At 43.1% G+C, this 22,187-nt stretch carries 17 protein-coding genes; 8 read left to right on the top strand and 9 right to left on the bottom strand.

What is annotated here, in order from left to right:
* Positions 1–192: 192 nt before the first annotated feature.
* The 9 genes from groL to miaB all read right to left on the bottom strand — a co-directional run bounded on the left by groL (position 193) and on the right by miaB (position 8,277).
* Positions 193–1,824 carry a chaperonin GroEL gene (gene groL, locus ACLI09_RS16630; protein WP_411420774.1) on the bottom strand — a complete coding sequence of 544 codons (1,632 nt, stop codon included), beginning with the start codon at positions 1,822–1,824 and terminating at the stop codon, positions 193–195.
* Between the two features lie 43 nt (positions 1,825–1,867).
* A complete protein-coding gene (gene groES, locus ACLI09_RS16635; RefSeq protein WP_411420775.1) occupies positions 1,868–2,143 on the bottom strand; it encodes a co-chaperone GroES in 276 nt (91 codons plus the stop codon).
* A 151-nt stretch (positions 2,144–2,294) separates the two neighbouring features.
* A complete protein-coding gene (gene secG, locus ACLI09_RS16640) occupies positions 2,295–2,666 on the bottom strand; it encodes a preprotein translocase subunit SecG (RefSeq protein ID WP_411420776.1) in 372 nt (123 codons plus the stop codon).
* 18 nt (positions 2,667–2,684) lie between these two features.
* Positions 2,685–3,584, bottom strand: coding sequence for a hypothetical protein (locus tag ACLI09_RS16645; protein ID WP_411420777.1), 900 nt, complete (start codon positions 3,582–3,584; stop codon positions 2,685–2,687).
* Positions 3,585–3,676: 92 nt separating this feature from the next.
* Positions 3,677–4,192 carry an LptE family protein gene (locus ACLI09_RS16650; RefSeq protein ID WP_411420778.1) on the bottom strand — a complete coding sequence of 172 codons (516 nt, stop codon included), beginning with the start codon at positions 4,190–4,192 and terminating at the stop codon, positions 3,677–3,679.
* Positions 4,193–4,306: 114 nt separating this feature from the next.
* A complete protein-coding gene (locus ACLI09_RS16655; RefSeq protein ID WP_411420814.1) occupies positions 4,307–4,780 on the bottom strand; it encodes an LptE family protein in 474 nt (157 codons plus the stop codon).
* 40 nt (positions 4,781–4,820) lie between these two features.
* Positions 4,821–6,104 (bottom strand): sigma-54 interaction domain-containing protein, encoded by a 1,284-nt coding sequence (locus ACLI09_RS16660; RefSeq protein WP_411420779.1) that lies wholly within the window; start codon positions 6,102–6,104, stop codon positions 4,821–4,823.
* A 63-nt stretch (positions 6,105–6,167) separates the two neighbouring features.
* A complete protein-coding gene (locus ACLI09_RS16665; RefSeq protein ID WP_411420780.1) occupies positions 6,168–6,740 on the bottom strand; it encodes a YcxB family protein in 573 nt (190 codons plus the stop codon).
* Between the two features lie 91 nt (positions 6,741–6,831).
* Positions 6,832–8,277: a tRNA (N6-isopentenyl adenosine(37)-C2)-methylthiotransferase MiaB gene (gene miaB / locus ACLI09_RS16670; RefSeq protein WP_411420781.1), complete on the bottom strand. Its 1,446-nt coding sequence runs from the start codon at positions 8,275–8,277 to the stop codon at positions 6,832–6,834.
* A 219-nt stretch (positions 8,278–8,496) separates the two neighbouring features.
* Between miaB and topA the strand changes: the two genes are divergently transcribed.
* The 8 genes from topA to ACLI09_RS16710 all read left to right on the top strand — a co-directional run bounded on the left by topA (position 8,497) and on the right by ACLI09_RS16710 (position 22,186).
* Positions 8,497–11,019 (top strand): type I DNA topoisomerase, encoded by a 2,523-nt coding sequence (gene topA, locus ACLI09_RS16675; protein WP_411420782.1) that lies wholly within the window; start codon positions 8,497–8,499, stop codon positions 11,017–11,019.
* A gap of 6 nt (positions 11,020–11,025) precedes the next feature.
* Positions 11,026–12,177, top strand: a complete 1,152-nt coding sequence (locus tag ACLI09_RS16680; protein ID WP_411420783.1) for a formimidoylglutamase — start codon at positions 11,026–11,028, stop codon at positions 12,175–12,177.
* Positions 12,178–12,325: 148 nt separating this feature from the next.
* Positions 12,326–13,708 (top strand): gliding motility lipoprotein GldK, encoded by a 1,383-nt coding sequence (gene gldK, locus ACLI09_RS16685; RefSeq protein ID WP_411420784.1) that lies wholly within the window; start codon positions 12,326–12,328, stop codon positions 13,706–13,708.
* Positions 13,709–13,777: 69 nt separating this feature from the next.
* Entirely contained in the window at positions 13,778–14,416 is a 639-nt protein-coding gene (gldL, locus tag ACLI09_RS16690; protein WP_411420785.1) for a gliding motility protein GldL, read from the top strand.
* Positions 14,417–14,477: 61 nt separating this feature from the next.
* Positions 14,478–16,007: a gliding motility protein GldM gene (gene gldM, locus ACLI09_RS16695; RefSeq protein WP_411420786.1), complete on the top strand. Its 1,530-nt coding sequence runs from the start codon at positions 14,478–14,480 to the stop codon at positions 16,005–16,007.
* Positions 16,008–16,027: 20 nt separating this feature from the next.
* On the top strand, positions 16,028–16,951 hold the full coding sequence (gldN, locus tag ACLI09_RS16700; RefSeq protein WP_411420815.1) for a gliding motility protein GldN: 924 nt from the start codon (positions 16,028–16,030) through the stop codon (positions 16,949–16,951).
* A 260-nt stretch (positions 16,952–17,211) separates the two neighbouring features.
* Entirely contained in the window at positions 17,212–20,511 is a 3,300-nt protein-coding gene (locus ACLI09_RS16705) for a T9SS type B sorting domain-containing protein (protein ID WP_411420787.1), read from the top strand.
* A gap of 322 nt (positions 20,512–20,833) precedes the next feature.
* Complete coding sequence (locus tag ACLI09_RS16710) at positions 20,834–22,186, top strand: sigma-54-dependent transcriptional regulator (protein WP_411420788.1); 1,353 nt, start codon at positions 20,834–20,836, stop codon at positions 22,184–22,186.
* The last annotated feature ends 1 nt before the right edge of the window (position 22,187 follow it).

The following is a 22,187-nucleotide window of genomic DNA, read 5'->3' on the forward strand; positions in this document are numbered from 1 at the left end:
ATTATATTTTTCATCATGAGTAATGCTATCAATAGTAAAGTAGAAGTGTAAAAACTCTGCTGAAATTAGCCTGCATTTTCAATTAATTTTATTGATGATTGCACGTGTTAGACTGAAAACATGTAAAAACTAAATCAAAAAAAGGCTGCCCAAATAAATAGGCAGCCTCTTATTAACTATATATGCAGATTATTACATCATGCCCGGCATACCGCCGCCCATTGGCATACCGCCTCCGGCACCTTCTTCTTTTATTTCGATAAGGGCACATTCTGTAGTAAGTATCATACCCGCAACCGATGCAGCATTTTCAAGGGCTACACGCGTTACTTTCTTAGGGTCTATAATACCTGCTGCAAGCATGTCTACATACTCGTCGGTTTTAGCGTTGTAGCCAAAATCGCCCGTACCTTCGCCCACCTTAGCAACAACTACGCTGCCTTCAAGGCCTGCATTCTCAACTATAGTGCGTAACGGCGACTCAATAGCACGCGATACAATCTGTACGCCTGTAGCCTCGTCGGCATTTTCTGTAGCAATATTTGCCAGTGCTTTTTTAGCGCGAAGCAGTGCAACACCGCCACCGGCTACTATACCTTCTTCTACAGCGGCACGCGTAGCATGAAGCGCGTCGTCTACACGGTCTTTTTTCTCTTTCATTTCTACCTCGCTGGCAGCGCCTACATATAGTACGGCAACACCACCCGCAAGCTTGGCAAGGCGCTCCTGTAGTTTCTCCCTGTCGTAGTCAGACGTAGTCGATTCTATTTGCGCTTTTATCTGGTTTACGCGGTTTTTAATAAGGTCTTCAGTACCGGCACCGTTTACAAGTGTGGTATTGTCTTTGTCAATTACCACTTTCTCCGCCGTACCCAGCATGGCAAGGGTAGCGTTTTCAAGGGTGTAACCCTGCTCTTCAGCAATTACGGTACCGCCTGTAAGTATAGCGATGTCTTCAAGAAGCGCTTTCCTGCGGTCGCCAAAGCCCGGCGCCTTAACAGCAGCTATCTTAAGCGCGCCACGAAGTTTGTTTACCACAAGTGTGGCAAGCGCTTCGCCGTCAACATCCTCAGCAATGATAAGCAACGGTTTGCCGCTTTGCGCTACCGGCTCCAGTATAGGCAGCAGGTCTTTCATTGACGATACTTTTTTGTCGTATAGTAAAATATACGGCCTGTCAAGCTCAGCCTCCATTTTCTCAGAGTTGGTTACAAAGTAAGCCGAAAGGTAACCACGGTCAAACTGCATACCTTCGACTACATCTACGTACGTATCTGTACCTTTAGCCTCTTCAACAGTAATAACGCCTTCTTTGCCTACTTTCTCAAAAGCCTGTGCTATAAGTTCGCCCACGCTCTCATCATTATTAGCCGATATAGAGGCTACCTGTTTTATTTTTTCTGAAGTGCTTCCCACTTCAGTGCTTTGCTCGGCAAGGTTAGCCACAATGGCAGCCACCGCTTTGTCTATACCACGCTTAAGGTCCATAGGGTTAGCGCCGGCAGCTACATTTTTAAGGCCTTCTTTTACAATAGCCTGTGCAAGCACGGTAGCAGTAGTGGTACCGTCGCCGGCAAGGTCGTTGGTTTTAGAAGCAACCTCTTTAACCATCTGCGCACCCATGTTCTCTAAAGGATCTTTTAGTTCTATTTCTTTAGCTACGCTTACACCGTCTTTAGTTACGGTAGGGCCGCCAAATGACTTACTGATGATAACGTTACGCCCTTTAGGTCCCAGGGTAACTTTTACAGCATTAGCCAATGCATCTACACCACGCTTTAACCCGTCGCGTGCTTCTATATCAAATTTTATATCTTTTGCCATTTTGTTTGTTTATTACAGGTTTACATTAACTATTAAACGTTTTTTAGATAACTGCAAATATTTCTTCTTCCTTCATGATAAGGTAATCCTTACCTTCAAATTTTAATTCGGTACCTGCATATTTGCCATACAGTACGGTGTCGCCCACTTTTACGGTCATGTCGTGGTCTTTAGTGCCGTTACCTACAGCTACTACTACACCTTTTTGCGGTTTTTCTTTTGCAGTGTCCGGAATAAATATACCCGAAGCAGTTTGGGTTTCTGCAGCAACCGGTTCTACTAGAACGCGGTCTGAAAGCGGTTTAATGTTTAAAGCCATATTGTACTTTGTTTTTATGATTGTTGTTGTTTTAACTTGTTTGACTTCTGCTTTTCAGAAATTATGCCAGTTTAAAATCCTGCCAAATTTACAGGTATAAAAAATGCCAGCTTTGACAGGCTGGCATTTTTTATGTATATATTATGATATATTACTTTGGCTGCGCTGCAGGCGCTGCTGGTGTGGCAGGCGTAGTAGCCGTGCCCGCGGGAGCAGTTGTACCTGCTGCAGGTGCAGTAGGCGCTGGTGCCGCTGCTGTAGGAGCTGCCGTGTCATCGGTTAGCGACTCGCCAGCGGCAGAGCCGAAGCTAAGGCTTGAAAGTATAATTAGGGTTACCAGTATGGTAGCAAGCGTCCACGTGGCTTTATCAAGAAAGTCTGATGTTTTTTGAACACCGCCTATTACCTGTGAACCACCTATTGCTGACGATAGGCCGCCACCTTTAGGGTTTTGTACCATAACTGCTATTATAAGCAAAAAGCTTACGATTGTAATAAGGATTAAAAAAATAAAGAAAGTCATTTTGCTCGAATTGTTATTTTATTGTAAATCTTTTATTTCTGAAATAAGGTCTGCAAAGTAAGCACTTTTTTCCGGATATTTCAAAATTAAAATTTCATAAGCTTGTATTGCTTTTGAATATTTTTTTTGTTCCAGGTATACCCGTGCCAGGGTTTCGGTCATAAGGCCCGGTGCCTCAGTAGTTTTCTTTCCTAAATTTTCCCATGATGAGGTATCGGTTTTTACCGGGGTTATCTTAGGATTGGCCCTGATGAAACTATCAATCATGTCCAGTTTCTTCTCAATTTCGGGCGAAGGTGCTGCTGTTGTTTCTACTTGTTTTTCAGGGTTTTGAGTACGGTCTACAGGCTTTGCTTTAGAGAGTTGCAGCCATTCGGCAAAAGAGTGTTTCTCAGCCTGGTCAAACTGCAAAGGCGTTCCCTGCTCCGGTAATGCTGTTTCTGTAACCGGGGCTGTTGCTTCAGGCACTTCTGCCGGAACAGTTTTTTCTTCAACTTCCGGCTCCGCTTCTTTGATGGATAATTTTATCGAGTCCTCCAGTTTTTTTTCCGGATTTTCTATAATAATGGTTGGGGCAGGAGTGCTAATCGTAAGCGCAGGGGCAACAATTTCTATATCTGCAACCGGTATAGCGCTAACAGCCTCTTTTTGCTTGTCCAGCTGCTTTACATCAATACCCCTAAATTCCTCACTCGTAATAAAGTCAAACAGCACAGCCCTGTCGGCAGTATAAGCCGCGGTTTTTTTCAGTTCTCCATTGTAGCGAAAACTGTCTTTATTGTACAGCGCCTTCAGGTAAATGGCACGCGCGCTTTGCAGGTACGGAAATTCCGCAAGGATGCCCTCCAGCTCCGCGGTGTGCTTATCGGTAACCGAATAAGGCTTATTAAGCAGGTATGTGTAGTCTTTTGTAGTCAAATTTTAGTTGTTCGTTGTTAGTTGTCGGTTGTTGGCCTTACTCGAACCTAATGTAGCTTCCAGCAACTATCAACCGACAACCACCAACTAATTTACCATTTTCCCAGCGACTCGTTAAAGATATCCTGGGTTATACGCTCAAATATTTCATCTGTGGCGTTGCTCAGCGTTGCCCCGGTTAACAGTTTATTTGCATCATAATCATGATAAAAGCTGAACTGGTTTTCAAAGTCGTATTTACTATTCTTATTATTCGTGAACCTAACGTTCACCGTAACGGTAAGCCTGTTTTGCGACGCGCGCTGGTTAGCGGTTGCCGTCATTGGGGTCACCCTAAACTGTGTTATCTCACCTTCATAAACCAGGTCGGCACTGCTGCTGTCAATGGTTAAACGGGTTTGGTTTTTTACCAGTTCCTGCAGCCGCTGTGTAAAGGTACGGTCAATACCCGGCTCTACCACTTCGGCATTGTTCCGGAAGTTATTAACCTGGAAGGTTTTTACATCTTCGCCTACGCTAATGCCGTTAAGGTTATATTTGTTGTTGCTACTCCCACAGCCCAAAACAGGCAGCAGTAAGCACAACACTATTATTTTTAAAATTCGCATTTTGTTGAATTTAGTTTATGGTTGTTAGTTGTCGGTTTTTGGTTGTCTGTTGTTGAACTTACTCGAACCTATATGTAGCTTCTAGCAACTATCAACCAACAACCACCAACTAATTTACCATTTCGCCAGCGACTCGTTAAAGATATCCTGGGTTATACGCTCAAATATTTCTTCCAGTGCGTTGTTAAGCACCGCCCCTGTAAGCAGGTCGTCGGCATCATAGTCGTAATAGAAGCTAAAGCGCTTTTCAAAATCGTCATCTTCCTTTTTCCTGTTAGTAAACCTAACATTTACCGTTATGGTAAGCCTGTTTTGCGCCGCACGCTGGTTTGCCGTAGCCGTCATGGGCGACACCCGGTACTCGGTAATTTCACCTTCATACAGTAAGTCGCCGCCCGAGTTTGTAAGGCTCAGGTTAGTTTGGTTCTGTATCAGGTTTTGCAGGCGCAGCGTGAAGGTACGGTCAAGCCCGGGTTCTACCACCTCGGCTGTATTCTGGAAATAATTAACCTGGAAGGTTTTTACATTCGCATTTACATTTGCCCCGGTAAACGAATAGATACCACAGCTGTTAAACAGCAGCAGCATGGCAACTGCGGGCAGTAATTTTAAAAAGCGTAAATAAGGCTTACAGGTCATATTGTTTTATTTTTCTATACAGTGTGCGTTCAGAAATGCCCAGTTCATCGGCGGCGGCCTTGCGTTTGCCTTTATTTCTTTCGAGCGCTTTTTTTATCAGTTCTATTTCTCTTTCATCCAGCCGCAGGGTTTCTTCTTCCTCTACCGCATCGGCATACAGGTAGTTATCATCATCATCGTCGTCGTCATCGTGATGATCTGCTATCGGCTCTGCACGTGGTATGGGCTGTGGCGCATATACCTCTGCGCGGGGCAGGTCTTCATATTCCCGGTGGTTGCCATCCTGGCCGTAAATACGCTGTATAAGCCCTTTGTTGTTTTCCTGCACCTTGTTGCTGTTGCCGCCGTTTTGCATAAGTTCCATGGTAAGCTTGCGCAGGTCGTTGATATCGGCGCGCATGTCAAACAATACCTTATATAGTATTTCGCGCTCGTTGCTAAAGTCGCTTTCTGCTTTCCGCTCTTTTATAACGGCCGGCAGGTTACTTCCTTCACCGGGAAGGTAGGCATGCAGCGCCGCCCCGCTTATAATACGGTTTGTTTCTAAAACGGAAATTTGCTCTGCAACATTGCGCAGCTGGCGGATATTTCCGGCCCAGCGGTATTTTTGCAGTAGTGCCACGGCATCGTCTTCCAGCTTTATGGGTGGCATTTTATACTTATGTGCAAAATCTGATGAGAACTTGCGGAACAGTAAATGTATATCATCCTTACGCTCGCGCAACGGCGGCAGGCCTATTTCTACAGTGCTGAGTCTGTAATATAAATCTTCACGGAACTTGCCTTTCTCAATGGCGTCAAACATCTGAACGTTTGTGGCCGCCACTATCCGCACATTGGTTTTCTGCACTTGGCTGGATCCTACTTTTATAAACTCGCCGTTCTCCAATACACGTAATAAACGTACCTGGGTGGTAAGTGGCAGTTCGCCTACTTCATCGAGGAAAATGGTACCGCCGTCAGCTACTTCAAAATACCCTTCGCGGGTAGCAGTAGCACCCGTAAAGGAGCCTTTTTCGTGGCCAAAAAGCTCGCTGTCAATAGTGCCCTCGGGTATCGCCCCGCAGTTTACGGCTATGTACTTGCCATGCTTGCGGTGGGAGAGGGCGTGTATTATTTTTGGGATACTCTCTTTACCTACGCCGCTCTCACCGGTAACCAGTACCGAAATATCGGTGGGGGCCACCTGTATGGCTTTTTCTACCGCGCGGTTTAGCTTAGGGTCGTTCCCTATAATTTCAAATCGTTGTTTTATGGCTTGTACGCTTTCCATTTTTCTTTTGTTTAAAGTTTCAGGTTTAAAGTTTCAAGTTCTTACTCATACTCTAAAACTGACTTATTTAAGCGATACTTTTACTTTTGATTTTATTAACTCAAAAATTTCTTTAATTTCTTCAAGTTGCCAAGGGTCAAGCTGGGCTTTGTCTATTATGTGTGCCTGTGTTTTTTCTGAAAAAACGAGATAAAATTCCAGGGTTTCCTGTATTCTGTATATTTCTTTCCAGTTGTATGTGTTTTCAAATCCTTCTCCCTGCTTTTTAAAAAAAGCCTGATTTATAGTATAAGTTATGTTTGTAAAATATCGGGCTTTATTTTCAATCATTTTTTTTGAATTTCTTGCTCTCATAAATCGCAACATAACAATAAAAATAACGATTAAAGCTATTATAGGAGCAAGTGCATTGAGTAACTCAAGCCATATTCCCGCGTCATTTCGGTTAGTGTTAGTATTTGGGTTACTATCACTTATAATTTCATCCTGAGATGTGAATAAATTAACAGATACCAACAGTATAATAATTACTATGTATAACCACAACTTTGGGCTTAATGATAACAAAATTGCCTTTTTGCCTTTTTTTAATATGTTTGCGTCAAGGTTTTGTGTTGTTATAACTTCTTTTTCCATTGGTTTTGTTGTTGGTTACAGGTTCTTTTTATATGAAAAGTTATAATGTCATACAGCTTCAAGAACCTGAAACTTGAAACCTGAACAAATTTTACTGCATCTCGCTATACCCCACGGCTTCGCCTATTAACGTAGATGTAGTACAGTGCGTGGTGAGCACGTTTACAAAATCGCCAGGCTTATAATCGCCTTTCGGGAATACCACCGTAGTGTTTTGCGAGTTACGCCCGCTCCAGTGCGCATCGCTGCGTTTAGATGTTTTTTCTACCAATACCTCTACCACCTGGCCTATAAAACGCTCGGTGCGCTCCAGGGCAATGCGCTGCTGTACGGCAATAATTTCGGTAAGGCGGCGGTTCTTCACTTCATCGGGAATATCATCAACCATCTTGCGTGCGGCAAGGGTGCCCGGCCTTTCGCTGTAGGCAAACATAAACCCGAAGTCATACCTCACATACTCCATAAGGCTCAGGGTGTCCTGGTGGTCTTCCTCCGTTTCGGTAGGGAAGCCCGTAATCATATCCTGAGAAAGCGAAATATCCGGTATAAGGCGGTAAATATTATCTACCAGCGCCATATACTCCTCACGGGTGTGCTGGCGGTTCATTTCTTTAAGTATACGGGTGCTGCCGCTTTGTACCGGCAGGTGGATGTACTTGCATATATTATGGTGCTTGGCCATTACTTCAATAACCTCAATGTGCATGTCCTGCGGGTTAGAGGTACTAAAACGGAAACGCATCTTAGGAAACTGTGTAGCCACCCTGTCCAGCAGCTGGGCAAAATCTACCGCGGTAGCTTTTTGCATTTCGCTGGCTTTTTCATAATCTTTTTTAAGTCCGCCGCCATACCACAGGTAGCTGTCTACGTTCTGGCCCAGCAGGGTTATCTCCTTATAGTTGCGGCTGTGCAGGTCGGCAATCTCATCTATAATGCTTTGCGGCTCGCGGCTGCGCTCGCGGCCACGGGTAAACGGCACTACGCAAAACGTACACATATTATCGCACCCACGGGTGATCGATACAAACGCGCTCACGCCGTTGCTGTTTAGCCTAACCGGCGATATATCGCCGTAGGTTTCGTCTTTAGATAGAATAACGTTTATAGCGTCGCGGCCTTCCTCAACCTCTTTAAGCAGGTTGGGCAGGTCTTTATAGGCATCGGGGCCTATAACCATGTCTACTATTTTTTCCTGCTCCAGGAACTGGCTTTTAAGTCGCTCGGCCATACAGCCCAATACGCCCACCTTCATTCCTGGGTTTATCTTTTTTACGGCATTATATTTTTCGAGCCTCTTGCGCACGGTTTGCTCCGCCTTGTCGCGAATGGAGCAGGTGTTAACCAGCACCAGGTCGGCATCCTCAAGGTTCTGGGTAGTGTTATACCCTTCATTGGCAAGGATAGACGCAACAATTTCGCTGTCAGAAAAATTCATCTGGCAGCCGTAGCTTTCTATAAAAAGTTTTTTGGTATTGCCTGCTTTTTGTTCTAAAACAAGGCTCTCTCCCTGCTTACTTTCTTCAATTATCTTTTCCATACTACGCTACTTCACATGCTTTTTTGAATGGGCAAAGATAATTATAAATTCAATACCCTGCCATCTTGACAGTTTGATATGTGTTAATTTTTTTAAGGGTTATACCTATATATTATATAGGTGTAAAAATGCCACCTACTTTAAAAAACCTGTATTTTGTGGGTATAAAAAGCCGATATTTAAAAAAATCATATACTTTTGCGACCAAAGAAATGTTGTATGGCAAAGAATTTAGTGATTGTTGAGTCGCCCGCAAAGGCAAAAACCATTGAAAAGTTTTTAGGGAAAGACTACCAGGTAGAGAGCAGCTACGGGCACATTGCCGACCTCCCAAGCAGGGAAATAGGGGTAGATGTAGAGAACGGCTTTAAACCTAAGTATGAAGTATCTCCCGATAAAAAGGCATTGGTTAAAAAACTCAGGGATCTCTCTAAATCGGCTGAAACCGTTTGGCTGGCTTCCGATGAAGACCGCGAGGGTGAGGCAATAGCCTGGCACTTGGCGGAAGAACTGAAACTGGATAAAAACAAGACAAAGCGTATTGTTTTTCATGAGATTACAAAAACAGCCATACTAAAAGCAATCGAAAACCCAAGGGGTATAAACTACGACCTTGTTAACGCACAGCAGGCACGCCGCGTGCTCGACAGGCTGGTGGGCTACGAACTTTCTCCAGTGCTTTGGAAAAAAGTAAAAAGCGGGCTTTCGGCCGGTAGGGTACAGTCGGTCTCGGTGCGCCTTATCGTAGAGCGCGAGCGCGAAATACAAAACTTTAAATCAGAAGGTACCTACAGCATTACCGCAGAGTTTACTAACGAAGCCGGTAAAGCATTCAAGGCAAAACTGCCTAAAAACTTTGCTGCAAAACAAGAGGCGGAAGATTTCCTTAAAAAAAATACAGGCTCGCAATATAAAGTGGCAGACCTTGAAACAAAGCCTGCCAAGAAATCGCCGGCGGCGCCATTTACCACATCAACCCTGCAACAGGAAGCAGCGCGCAAGCTGTACTTTCCTGTAGGTGTTACCATGATGCTGGCACAAAGGCTGTATGAGGCGGGGCTTATTACCTACATGAGGACCGACAGCGTAAACCTTAGCAACGATGCTATGGGTGCCGCTGCCGCGGAAATCACAAGGTCGTACGGTTCTGAGTTCAGCAAGCCGCGTAACTACAACACTAAAAGTAAAGGTGCGCAGGAAGCTCACGAGGCCATTCGCCCTACCGATATGACGCTGCACAGCGTGAATATAGACCGCGACCAGGCGAGGCTGTATGACCTGATATGGAAGCGTACCTTAGCTTCGCAAATGAGCGATGCTCAGCTGGAGCGTACTAATGTAAAAATACAGGCAAACAACCACAGCGAACTGTTTACCGCATCGGGCGAAGTGCTGATGTTTGAAGGCTTCCTTAAAGTATATCTTGAAGGCCACGACGACGACGAAGACGAGCAGGAAGGCATGCTGCCCGCACTCCGTGTAAACGAGCGTTTGGCAAATAATTACATAACCGCAACCGAGCGCTTTAGCCGCCCTGCTGCCCGCTACACTGAAGCTGCACTGGTTAAAAAGCTTGAAGAACTTGGTATAGGCCGACCGTCTACGTATGCGCCTACCATTAGTACCATCATCAGCAGGAATTACGTTGAGAAGGGTAATTTTGAGGGCCAGCAGCGCACCTATGCCCAGCTAACCTTTAAAGGTGGTGAGGTAAAAGAACAGCAACTTAGCGAAAATGTAGGTTCAGATAAGGGTAAGCTAGTGCCTACGGATATTGGTACTATTGTAAACGACTTTTTAGTAAACCATTTTGAGTCGATACTTGATTATAACTTTACTGCTAAGGTAGAACAGGATTTCGATGAGATAGCTTCAGGTAATGAAGACTGGACAAAAATGATGGAAGATTTTTACAGCCACTTCCACCCGAAAGTAAAAGATGTAGAAAAGAACGCCGACCGCGAAAGTGGCGAACGAATATTGGGTACCGACCCAAAATCGGGCAAACCGGTAAGTGTGCGCCTGGGTAAATTTGGCCCCATGGCACAGATAGGTGAACCGGACGACGACGAGAAGCAATTTGCCAGCTTGTTACCGGAGCAGAATATTGGTACCATAAGCCTTGATGAGGCGCTTGGGCTTTTTGCACTGCCAAAAGTTTTGGGTACACATGAAGGAGAAGAAGTAGAGGTGAGCAACGGCCGTTTTGGCCCGTATGTGCGTTTTGGAAAAGTGTTTATTTCATTGCCAAAAGGCGAAGACCCGCTTGATGTATCGCTTGAAAGGGCTAAGGAACTGATAGGGGAGAAGCAGCAGGCAGATGCGCCTATTGGCGAATATGAAGGCATGCCGGTACAAAAGGGTGTGGGGCGTTTTGGCCCGTTTATCAAATGGAACGGAACGTTTATCAATGTAAGTAAAAAGTATAATTTTGACATGCTTACCCAGGCTGACTTGGTGGCGCTTATTGAAGATAAGATGCAAAAAGACCACGATAAGGTGGTGCACAACTGGGAGGCTGAAGGCATAAAAGTGGAAAAAGCCCGTTGGGGCCGCTCGGTTATCCTTAAAGGCAAGGTAAAAATTGAGCTTAATAAGGATATAGACCCTGCTACACTTACCCTTGACCGGGTAAAAGCCATGATAGAGGAGAAAGCCCCTGCCAAAAAAACTGCCGCTAAAAAGGCAACTACAGCAGCTAAAAAACCGGTAGCAAATAAACCTGTTGCAAAAAAGAAATAATACCATATGGGATTAGAATTTTTACAACCCTTAGATACAACCCTGGCCGATTTTGCCATCAGTACGCCCGCGCAGGCGCTGGGAAGAAAAATAGTATTGCATACCCAGAATGTTTTTCCGGAACTTGAGGGCGTAAAGATTGCACTTGTTGGTGTACTGGATAATCGTGGGCAGGGCGACAATAAAACGCATGTGCACCTTAATTATATAAGGAAAGAGTTATATGGCCTTTTTCCGGGCAACTGGGAAATGGGGATTGCCGACCTTGGCGATATACATCCCGGCGAAACGATGCAGGATACCTATTATGCTGTAAAAAGCATAGTTGCCGACCTTATTAAGGCGGGTATTATCCCGGTTGTAATTGGTGGTTCTCAAGATGTGGCTTATGGCGTATACCGTGGCTACGATAAACTCGAACAGATGGTGAACTACGTTAGTGTATGCAGCCGTTTTAACTTTGGGAAGGAAGATGATGTTATGTCAGCCTCCTCTTACGTTACAAAAATGATTGTTGAGGAGCCTCATAACCTCTTTAATTATGCAAATTTAGGCTATCAAACCTATTTTAATTCGCAGGAAGAGATAGATTTAATAGAAAAGCTGTATTTTGACGCACTGCGGCTGGGCGAGGTTTCCAAAGACCTCACAATTGCCGAACCGGTGTTTCGCGATGCCGATTTTGTGAGCTTTGATATGGGTGCAGTAAAGTCAGGGGATAGTGGAAATATTGTTAAATTTATGCCAAACGGTTTTGATGGCAAAGAAATTTGTACATTAGCACGCTATGCGGGTATAAGCGACAAGGTTTCGGCATTCGGTATATTCAATCATTATGATACAAAGCAGGAATCGGTGCTTATAGCCCAGCTGCTGTGGTATTTTATAGAAGGAGTGCATTACCGTAGCAACGAGTTTCCGTTTGGGAGCCGTGAGAATTTTATTAAATATATTGTCCCTTTTGAAGATGAGGAACTCATTTTTTATAAGAGTGACAAAACCGAAAGGTGGTGGATTGAGTTAATTACAGGTAATAGGGCAGATAATAAACAAAAAAATACTGCGTTATTACCATGTAGCTATAAAGATTACCTTGCTGCATGCAATAATGAGTACCCGGAAAGATTATGGAAAGCTCAAAGAAAAAACATAATTTAACGTTTTCATTATAAATAAACGTTAATTTTCATTAAGTTGTCAAATGTTTAAGAGCAGATAGGTTTTTTTATTAAAAAAATTGTTTTTTTCAAAATTTATAAATAGGTTTACGCCCTTAAAAAATAGAATACATTAATAACCCGAATTTATGAAGAAGTTCATTGCATTAACAGCAACTTTATCATTACTAATCAGCTGTGGCTCCAGCGACCGTGGAGAACTGGTAGGTGTTAGAGGAAAGAAGTGGAGGCCTGAAAAGCCTTATGGGATGACTTTAGTTCCCGGCGGTGCTTACATCATGGGTAAGTCAGACGATGATTTGGCTAACGTTTTAGATGCCCCTACTAAGACAGTAACAGTACGTTCATTTTATATGGATGAAACCGAAATTACAAACAGCGAATACCGCCAGTTTGTAGAGTGGGTTAAAGATTCTACAATCAGGACCAGGCTTGCTATACTTGCTGATGAACAAGGACAGACCCCCGGTAGCGGAGGTATTGGCGAATATGCTTTTAAAGACCAGGCGGCAGAAGGCGAAGAGCAGTCGGCATATGACAAATATATGACTGAAAACTACTGGAGCCTTGGTACAGACGACGACCCATATGCGGGCAGGAAGCTGAACCATAAAGCAAAGCTTATTACCGATCCTCAAAAATATCCGGATGAGTTTTATGTAGAAGTTATGGACTCGATGTACCTGCCTGAGTCAGAATCATACAATGGTTTAAGGACTGTTGACGTGTCTAAACTTATTTTTGGATACAAATGGCTTGATATACAGGCAGCTGCTAAAGATAAGTCAACGGCAAATACCAGGACTAAGAGAAGTAAGTATCTTATTACTGAAAAAGTAGGTGTTTATCCTGATACTACGGTGTGGATAAAAGATTTCTCTTACTCATACAATGAGCCTATGCACAATGATTATTTTTGGCATGATGCATATGGTGAGTATCCAGTAGTAGGTGTTAGCTGGGGTCAGGCTAAGGCGTTCTGCGCATGGAGGACTTTAAATAAAAATACCTATCAAAAAGATAAAAAGAGGCAGTTTGTTAACTCTTTCCGCCTGCCTACCGAGGCGGAGTGGGAATATGCTTCAAGGGGTGGCCTGCAGTCAGGCACATTCCCGTGGGGTGGGCCGTATGCTAAAAATGATACGGGCTGTTTCCTTGCAAACTTTAAGCCAAACAGGGGAGATTATGCTGCAGACGGCGCGCTTTACACTGTAGAAGCACAGTCTTTTGACCCGAATGATTTTAACCTTTATAATATGGCAGGCAACGTTTCTGAATGGACGGATTCATCTTATGATGCAAGTTCTTATGATTATGTTTCTACTATGAACCCTAACGTGTCTGACCGTTCTAACAAACGTAAAGTGCTGCGCGGTGGTTCTTGGAAGGATGTGGCTTACTTCCTTCAAAATGCCACAAGGGACTGGGAATATAGCGACTCTGCCAGGAGTTATATAGGTTTCAGGACCGTACAGGATTACATGGGTACACAAAACACAGGTAATCAATAAATTCGTACCAAACTCTATTTTTTGAATATTAAATTGAATTAACTTAACTAAAAACTAAAATTATTTATTATGGCACTACCACAAAGAGTTATGAACATGGCTTATGGTCTTGGAGCAGCGGTTGTTATCATCGGGGCACTTTTTAAACTAATGCACTGGCCTGGTGCGAGCGAAATGCTTATTGCCGGTCTTGGTACTGAGGCACTAATCTTTGGTCTTTCTGCTTTCGAGCCAATACACAAAGATCTTGACTGGTCTTTAGTTTACCCGGAACTTGCAGGCGGCGAAGCTAAAGAGAAAAAAGTTACTGTTAAAAAAGAAGACCCGGCTGAGGTTCAGGGTTTACTTTCTCAAAAACTTGACAACCTTCTAAAAGAAGCAAAAATTGATGGCGAACTTATGGCAAGCCTTGGTTCAAGCATCAAAAACTTTGAGTCTGCTGCAAAAGGAATTGCTCCTACTGTAGATGCTGTTGCTTCTACTAAAAAATACAGCGAAGAAATGACGTCTGCTGCTGCACAGATGGAAGCCCTTAACGGTCTTTACAAAGTACAGCTTGACAGCGCTGAGCGTAACGCTGCCGCTAACAGGGAAATTGCTGAAAATGCTGCCAAACTGCAAACAGAAATGGCAAACATGACTAAAAACATTGCTTCACTAAACAGTGTTTACGGCGGTATGCTGTCTGCAATGGGCAACAGGGGCTAATTATTAGCTAATTAGTACAAAACTATATTTTTTAAAACACAAAAAGAAAGACTAATTAGAAATGGCAGGAGGAAAACAAACCCCAAGGCAAAAGATGGTAAACCTGATGTATCTGGTTTTCATCGCCATGATGGCCCTTAATATGTCAAAAGAGGTACTATCCGCTTTTGGATTAATGAATGAGCAGTTTGAGTCTTCAAACATAGAAGCTAACAAAACAAATGGTCAGATGTATGATGCGCTTGCTGCTAAGGCTGCCGAATCTCCATCATTTAAGCCTGCGTTAGCTATATCGGAAAAAGTAAAAGGAGTTTCTGCGGGTTTCTTTACGTATATAGAAGGTCTTAAACGTGATATTACTAAAGAAATAGAAAAGGAAAATGGTAAGCTTCCTTACGAGCAGATGGATAAAGGCGACAAAATTGACGAAGCCTGGTTTGCCGGTGACGGTTATTCTGCTAAAGGTAACGAAGTTGTAGCTACTATTGAGAAATACAAGAATGATATGAAAGCTGCTATAGGTAATGACGTTAAGTATAAGCCTATTATTGCTGAACTTGAAGCTAAATTTAGTACAGCTGATGTGACAGACCGTGAGGGAGTTAAGAAAAAATATCTTGATTACCACTATAAAGGTTTCCCTGCTATTGCTTCGCTAACTAAACTTTCTGCAATGCAGAACAACGTAGAAGTTCTTGAGGCCAGCGTTTATAACACAGCACTTGGAAAAGCGGCTATTGAGCAAAGTTCAATGAAGCACTATACAGCAATGGTTATGCTTGATAAGAATGCTTACTTTGAAGGCGAGAAGGTAACCGGTAGGGTTGTTTTAGGCCGTTATGACGAGAATACTCAGCCTACAAGTTTTGATGGTCCTGGTAAAATTGAGAACGGACAGGCTAAACTTGACTTTAGCGCGGCTGGTGTGGGTGAGCATGAAATCAAAGGTAAATTTGTATTTACTGAAGATGGACAGCCAGTACCACTTGCTTTCTCTGGCAAATATGTGGTAGTTCCTCAACCTAAGGAAGCTACAATATCTGCTGAAAAAATGAATGTGGTATACCGCGGTGTAGATAATCCTATCGCTATATCTGTTGCAGGTATTGGTGCAGATAAAGTTAAAGCTACTGCCCCGGGCTTAAAGCCTGCGGGTGGCCCTGGTAAGTTTGTACTTAACCCAGGTGCCGGTAGCGAAGTTACTATAAATGTTAATGCAGAGATGCCGGGCGGTAGAGCATTCACTGCTAAGAAAGCATTCCGTATTAAAGGCCTTCCTGCTCCTACAGGTAAAATTAGGGGTGAGGTTGCTGCAAGCGGCCCTAAATCTAACCTTGAGGTGTGTACTATTACAGCTGCCCTTGAAGATTTTGACTTCCCGGTTAATGTTACTGTAACCGAGTTTACCATCAAAGTGCCAGGACAGTCTTCAGTAGTTGTTCAAGGTTCTACCATGAATTCAAGCGCTAAGGCTGCTATTGCTAAAGCTTCAAAAGGTGACGTAGTTACCATTATGAACATTAAAGCTAAATTCGAAGGTATCAATCAGCTACCTAAGAGGGTATCTACTGCTACTTACGAGATTAAATAATTTTTTTAATAAATACGATGATGAATAGGAAAATGTTTTTGGGATTGTTTCTTTGCCTTTTGTCAACTTCTGTTTTTGCCCAATCAAACCTTTTGAATGCTAAAAAGCCGGAAGATATAGGTAAAAAAACTGCCGCACAGGATTCATTGGATAATGATACTCCACTGCCTTATGGCTATGTGGGCGACAGGGATATATTATTTTCCAAGAAAGTTTGGGAAAGGATCGATTTAAACCAAAGGATTAATTTTCCTCTTTATTTTCCTGTAGAAGATTTAACCCCGGACAGGAGGCCTTTATATAACGTACTTATGGAGGCGGTTAAAGACAGTACTATCTCTGAGGTTTTTAGCGACTCATATTTTAATACTAAGCTTACCTATAAGGATATTGAAGCCAAGCTTGAAAATGTTCGTATATCTGACGAAGGTACTGAAATTATGAACGAGGATCTTGTTGCTTATCAAAGTGGCAAGAAGAAGCTTGATGAGCAGTATGTTATTAAAACTAAAATAGAAGCTGATGCTATAACTGCTTATGATATAGTGGGGGTATGGTATTTTGATAAACGCCAGGGAGAGTTAAAGTACAGGATTTTGGGTATCAGCCCCTTGGCACCGGACGTTAACGTTCTTGCGCAGGACAATGTAACCGAGGAACAGAAAGCGGAGCTTAATGGATTGTTCTGGATTTATTATCCTTCGGCAAGGGACGTGCTTCACAAAGCAAGTGCTTTTAATGAAAAAAACAGTGCTATTCCTATCAACTTTGACCACCTGTTAAATGCCAGGAGGTTCTCCGCTACTATTACGAAAGAGGAGAATGTTTATGGAGACAGGGACATACAGGATTACCTTAAAGACCAGTCTCAGATGCAGCTTTTAGAAGCTGAGCGTGTTAAAGAAAAAATACGCAATTTTGAGCAGGATATGTGGAATTACTAATTCCCGTTTGTTATAATAAATTAACAGCCAATCTATACCGGATTGGCTGTTTTTTTTGCAATATTATGATTTTGGTATTTTTCCTGCGCTAATTTTACTAAACATATAATTCGTCTACTCTTGGCCTTTGTTTACATTATTTTAAACGTTTATGTAAGAATGTAGTAGTATTTTTATGTAATTTTATGTTCACCTTTTCATCTGTTTCGCTTACTATATTTTTTTGTTTATTTAGATTGTAAGAGAAAACCACTGTAGCGATGAACACATTTTCAAAGACATATATCCCCAGTTTCAGGAGCGTTTTAATCATGCTGTTCTTCACAATGATTCCCGGTCTTCTTTCAGCACAGCTCGCAGATTTTACGGCAAGCGCTTCGGTTACCGATGAAAGTTGTGCCGGTAGCGGGGGGGTAACATTTACCATTGATAATGCTACCCCCGGAGCTGATTTTTTGTATACTATATATTCGCTTCCGGGTATGGAGATAGAATATTCCGGAAACAACCCTGTTTATAATGGCCTCGTATCCGGAGAATATACCGCCGTTATCAGTGCATCACTTGGCACTGAAAGCAAAACCGTTACCCTTAATTTTACCATTAACGACATAACCTCTGGCCTCGAGTATACTTTAGCGACTGAATCACAAAATTGTGCAGGCGGTAACAGTATTATTGTAACTGTGGTAAATGGAACCGCAAGTGCCTATGAAATCATATCGGTAGCACCCCCGCAATCTTCAAATGTGTTTACAGGGCTTGTAAACGGTACCTACAACATCCGTGTTTTTGATGAGTGCGGCCAGGGTTTTGTAACTACTTTTACCGCTGTTTTTGACCCACAGGAGCCTATTTTTGAATCGCCCATATTTGAGACGCCCGTAGTAGGCGACTGTACTACAACAACATTAACAAGCAACATGTCATACCCGGAAGGTACGGCTATCAGCTACCCGCTGACTATTCAGTATGTTATCCACCCTTCAGACGGATCGCCCGATATTACCGATACACAGACTTTCACCGGTGGCGATCCTTCGACTGTAGAATTTTCATATACATTTACTTTTCTCCCCGGTGTATCGTATACGTATGATATTAACGTTACCGATGGTTGCGGTATAACGGTAGGGCCGCAGGGATTAGTTTTTGATGCACTGCCACAGGTTGCCCTTACGGATGTTCCACTTCCCTGCAGCGATTATTATATTAACCTTTCGGCTCAGGGTTTCCATGAACCTTACTCAGTTCACTTTGTTGATACGCCGCCAAATTTTAACCCTGTAGACTTTAACGCCGGTTATTTGGCCACCTATACAGACCCTTCGATAAGTTTTGGCGGTGAGGGAATGCCAGTGCCTGAGGGAAGCTATACCGTTACCATCAAAGATGCCTGTAACCGGGTAAGTGAACCCTTTACACTGGTAATAGATGAGCAGGTAGTGGTGCCTGCAGTTGTGGGTCGAAATAATAGCTGTTTTTCAAACTATATTAGGGCAACGGTGCCTGACAGGCAGATAGTAACGGCTACAATAACCGACGCACCTCCGGAATACGGTCCAGTACCGGATGACGTTACTGCCCTTATTAACAGCTCGGGTATATTAGTAGTAAATAATGTCCCTGTAGGCGATTATTTAATAACCCTTACTGACAGTTGCGGCGATAATTATATTGATGTTCCAGTTACAGTATCACCCTATGTCCCGCTGGGTTTCAGTGCGACACCACTTTCAGATTGTACGATTTCCATAGGTTCGGTAATTGTTTCCAGCGGCAACGGCGATTTGGTTTCTTTGAACATGACAGCAGCTCCGGCCGGTTTCACCGAAACGCTTCCTTATAATGTGACCGCGTTAATAGACCCCGACACAGGAGAACTGTATATGGATAACCTACCGGCAGGTAACTATACTTTTACAGGGCTTGACGTTTGCGACGTAACAGATACAGTAACGGTTACCATTACCGGATACGAGCCCGGCACGGGTACGCCTTTTACCTTTACGCCGCTTTGCAATTCATTTGATATTAACCTTACCGATAACGATGTTTCGTCATTAACACCTACATACTGGTTACAGAAAGAGGATCCTGCGAATCCCGGGCAGTGGGGGCATCCGGATACCGGTGTGCCATATACCGAAGGTACACTCCCAAACAATAATAATGCTGTACCACTCACAAATAACCAGGTAAATTTTAATTTACAGTTTTTTGGCAACTTCCGAATTATAAAGTCCTTTGAAAGCGTAGGAAATGGTACCGCGCCTAAGGTATGTACCGAAGTATTAGGCGACCCGTTTGAGTACTTCTATAAAGTTGAAATCAAAAACATTTATAAGCTTGATTGTACTACCTTTCCTAATGGCGTATACATTGATGCCGAAGGCCTTGCACCCTTGAGATATTATGCGCTTGACGCCGTTACATTAGCTGTAGTTGTAGATAATGGCACTAACAATATTTTTACTAACCTGCCGGAAGGTGTTTATAGGTTTAGGGTTGAAAATGACTGTGGTGAGCAGGCAATCCAGCTTAGCGATATATCTATACTGCCCGACCTTGTAGATGCTCAAACCCCTGGTGATATTGTTTTTTGTGCCCAGCCCGATGAACCTCTTTTTCAGGAAATTGACCTCACCCAGCAAAATGCAGCAATACTGGGCGGGGTAAGCCCTGACCTGTATTCGATAACTTATTATACAAACCAGGCAGATGCTGATGCGGGAGTTAATGCAATTGCAGACCCCGAACATTTTACCAATACTGCTAACCCGCAAACCATTTACGCACGTATGGAGCAGATTTATATTTTGGTATGCCCGGAGGTGGTTTCTTTTGAGTTAGAGGTTGGTGAAAGCCCTGGCATTAGCGTAGATGAAACACAATACCTGTGTGAAGTAGAAGGCTCTTTAGTACTTGATGCAGGTAGCGGGTATGATGCCTATTTATGGTCTCCCAACGGCGAAACCACCCAAACCATTACAGTAACTGAACCTGGTGAGTATAGTGTGGAAGTGCGGTATATAAATACAAACTCTTTTTGCCCGGCCGAGGCTACGATAATAGTGCTGCCCATACCGCCCCCTGAAATACAAGATATAGAGACAGTAGACTGGACGCGTGATGATAACAGCTTTACTGTTATTATGGATAATCCATCACTTTATGAATATTCAATTGACAATATAAATTTCCAGCAGAGTAATACCTTTACCGGATTACCCACAGGAATTTATACGGTCTATGTAAGGGATTTACAACAATGCAGTATGGTAAGCAAAAGGCTCCATTTACTCTATTACCCTAATTTTTTTACGCCAAACGGCGATAGCGAAAATGAAAACTGGCGTATAGAATTTTCCTCGGCAGAGCCTGAGCTCAGGGTTTTTATTTACGATCGTTATGGTAAACTCCTAACTAATTTTGGCCCCGAAGACGACGGCTGGGATGGTACGTTTAATGGTAGCCCGCTTCCCGCTACAGACTATTGGTTTGTGGTAACCCGTGCAAACGGGCAGGTACATAAAGGGCATTTTTCTCTATTGAGGTAGTGTGTGTAGAACTGTGTAAATTCCACATTTTTATTGTAGAATTTCTACACTTTTACTTTGGTGCTTCTCTATGTTTGAAATAATAAGTATCTGAAATTCATGTTTTTAAATGTATTTCTGATGACTATTTGAGTTTGGCTCGATTTTTACAATATATATTATGTAAGCGATTAAGAAAAAGAAATAGCGTAAGACATATAGTAAGGTGATTTGAAGAATTTTTCTTCAACATAAGGAGACGGGAGCGTCTCCTTTTGTTTTTTATTAACATTTAATAATAAGCATTTGCCTTACATTTGTAAATAATCCTTTTATCTCCCAGATGAGTTTTAAAATCCTTGTAGTAGACGATGACACCGCATTTTGCGTAATGCTGAAGACTTTTTTGCAGAAAAAAGGATATGAGGTAACTAATGCCTTTAGCGGGGAACAGGCTATGGCAGCCCTTTTGGCACAGCCATTTGATGTAATGCTTACCGATATTCGCTTGCCAGATAGCGATGGACTACAGTTGCTTAAATATGTAAGGGAAAAAGCAATTAAAGCCCGAGTTATACTCATGACGGGCTATACCGATATTAAAACCGCAGTAAATGCAATGAAGCTTGGCGCGTTTGACTATGTGGGCAAACCCATAAACCCTGATGAAATACTGCACATTATAGGCCTTGCACTTTCGTCTAAAGAAAACGCGCTGGATCAACCTGCTGAAAAAAAAGAAAAGAAAGTGGCAAAACCCGCCGTGGCTAAAGGCTACGTAAAAGGCGTTAGTGCTAATTCCGCACAGCTACAGGAGCACATACAGCTGGTTGCGCCTACAAATATGTCGGTCCTTATTATAGGCGACAGCGGTACAGGTAAAGAACACATTGCAAAATCAATACACGACGAAAGCAAAAGAGCCGGAAAACCCTACATACCCGTAGACTGTGGCGCTATACCGAAAGAACTTGCGTCCAGCGAATTTTTTGGACATATAAAGGGCTCATTTACCGGCGCTGTTAATGATAAAACAGGCCATTTTGAAGCCGCCAACGGCGGCACGCTTTTTCTTGATGAAATAGGCAACCTGTCTTACGAAGTTCAGGTGCAACTGCTTAGGGCGCTACAAGAGCGTAAGGTAAAACCTGTAGGGAGCAACCACGAAATAGAAGTAGATATAAGGGTTATAGCAGCCACTAACGAAGATTTAGCTGAAGCTGTAAAGCGCGGCGACTTCCGTGAGGATTTATACCATAGGCTAAACGAGTTTAATATCAGGGTACCCAGACTTTCTGAACGAAAAAAGGATATCATGGTGTTTGCCAACCATTTCCTTGAAACCGCCAATGCCGACCTTGAGAAAGATATTGAAGGCTTTAGCCCGGAAGTGGAAGCCCTTTTTAAAACCTATGACTGGCCGGGCAACCTGCGCGAAATGAAGAATATTATTAAGCGCTCGGTACTTTTAGAAAAAAGCGATACCATACAGCTTGAAGTGTTACCCAGTGAAATGCGTGAGCCGGCTGCCGCTGCAACAGTTGAGCACCTGGGTTACAGTAAGGAAAACGAGGAGGCCGCAATTAAAAAAGCACTCGAAAAAACAAACTACAACAAATCTAAAGCCGCAAAGCTGCTGGACATAGACCGCAAAACACTATATAACAAATTAAAGTTATATAATATCGACCTGTAGT

Source organism: Flavobacterium sp. RHBU_24 (assembly GCF_046613695.1).
Taxonomy (GTDB): domain Bacteria; phylum Bacteroidota; class Bacteroidia; order Flavobacteriales; family Flavobacteriaceae; genus Flavobacterium.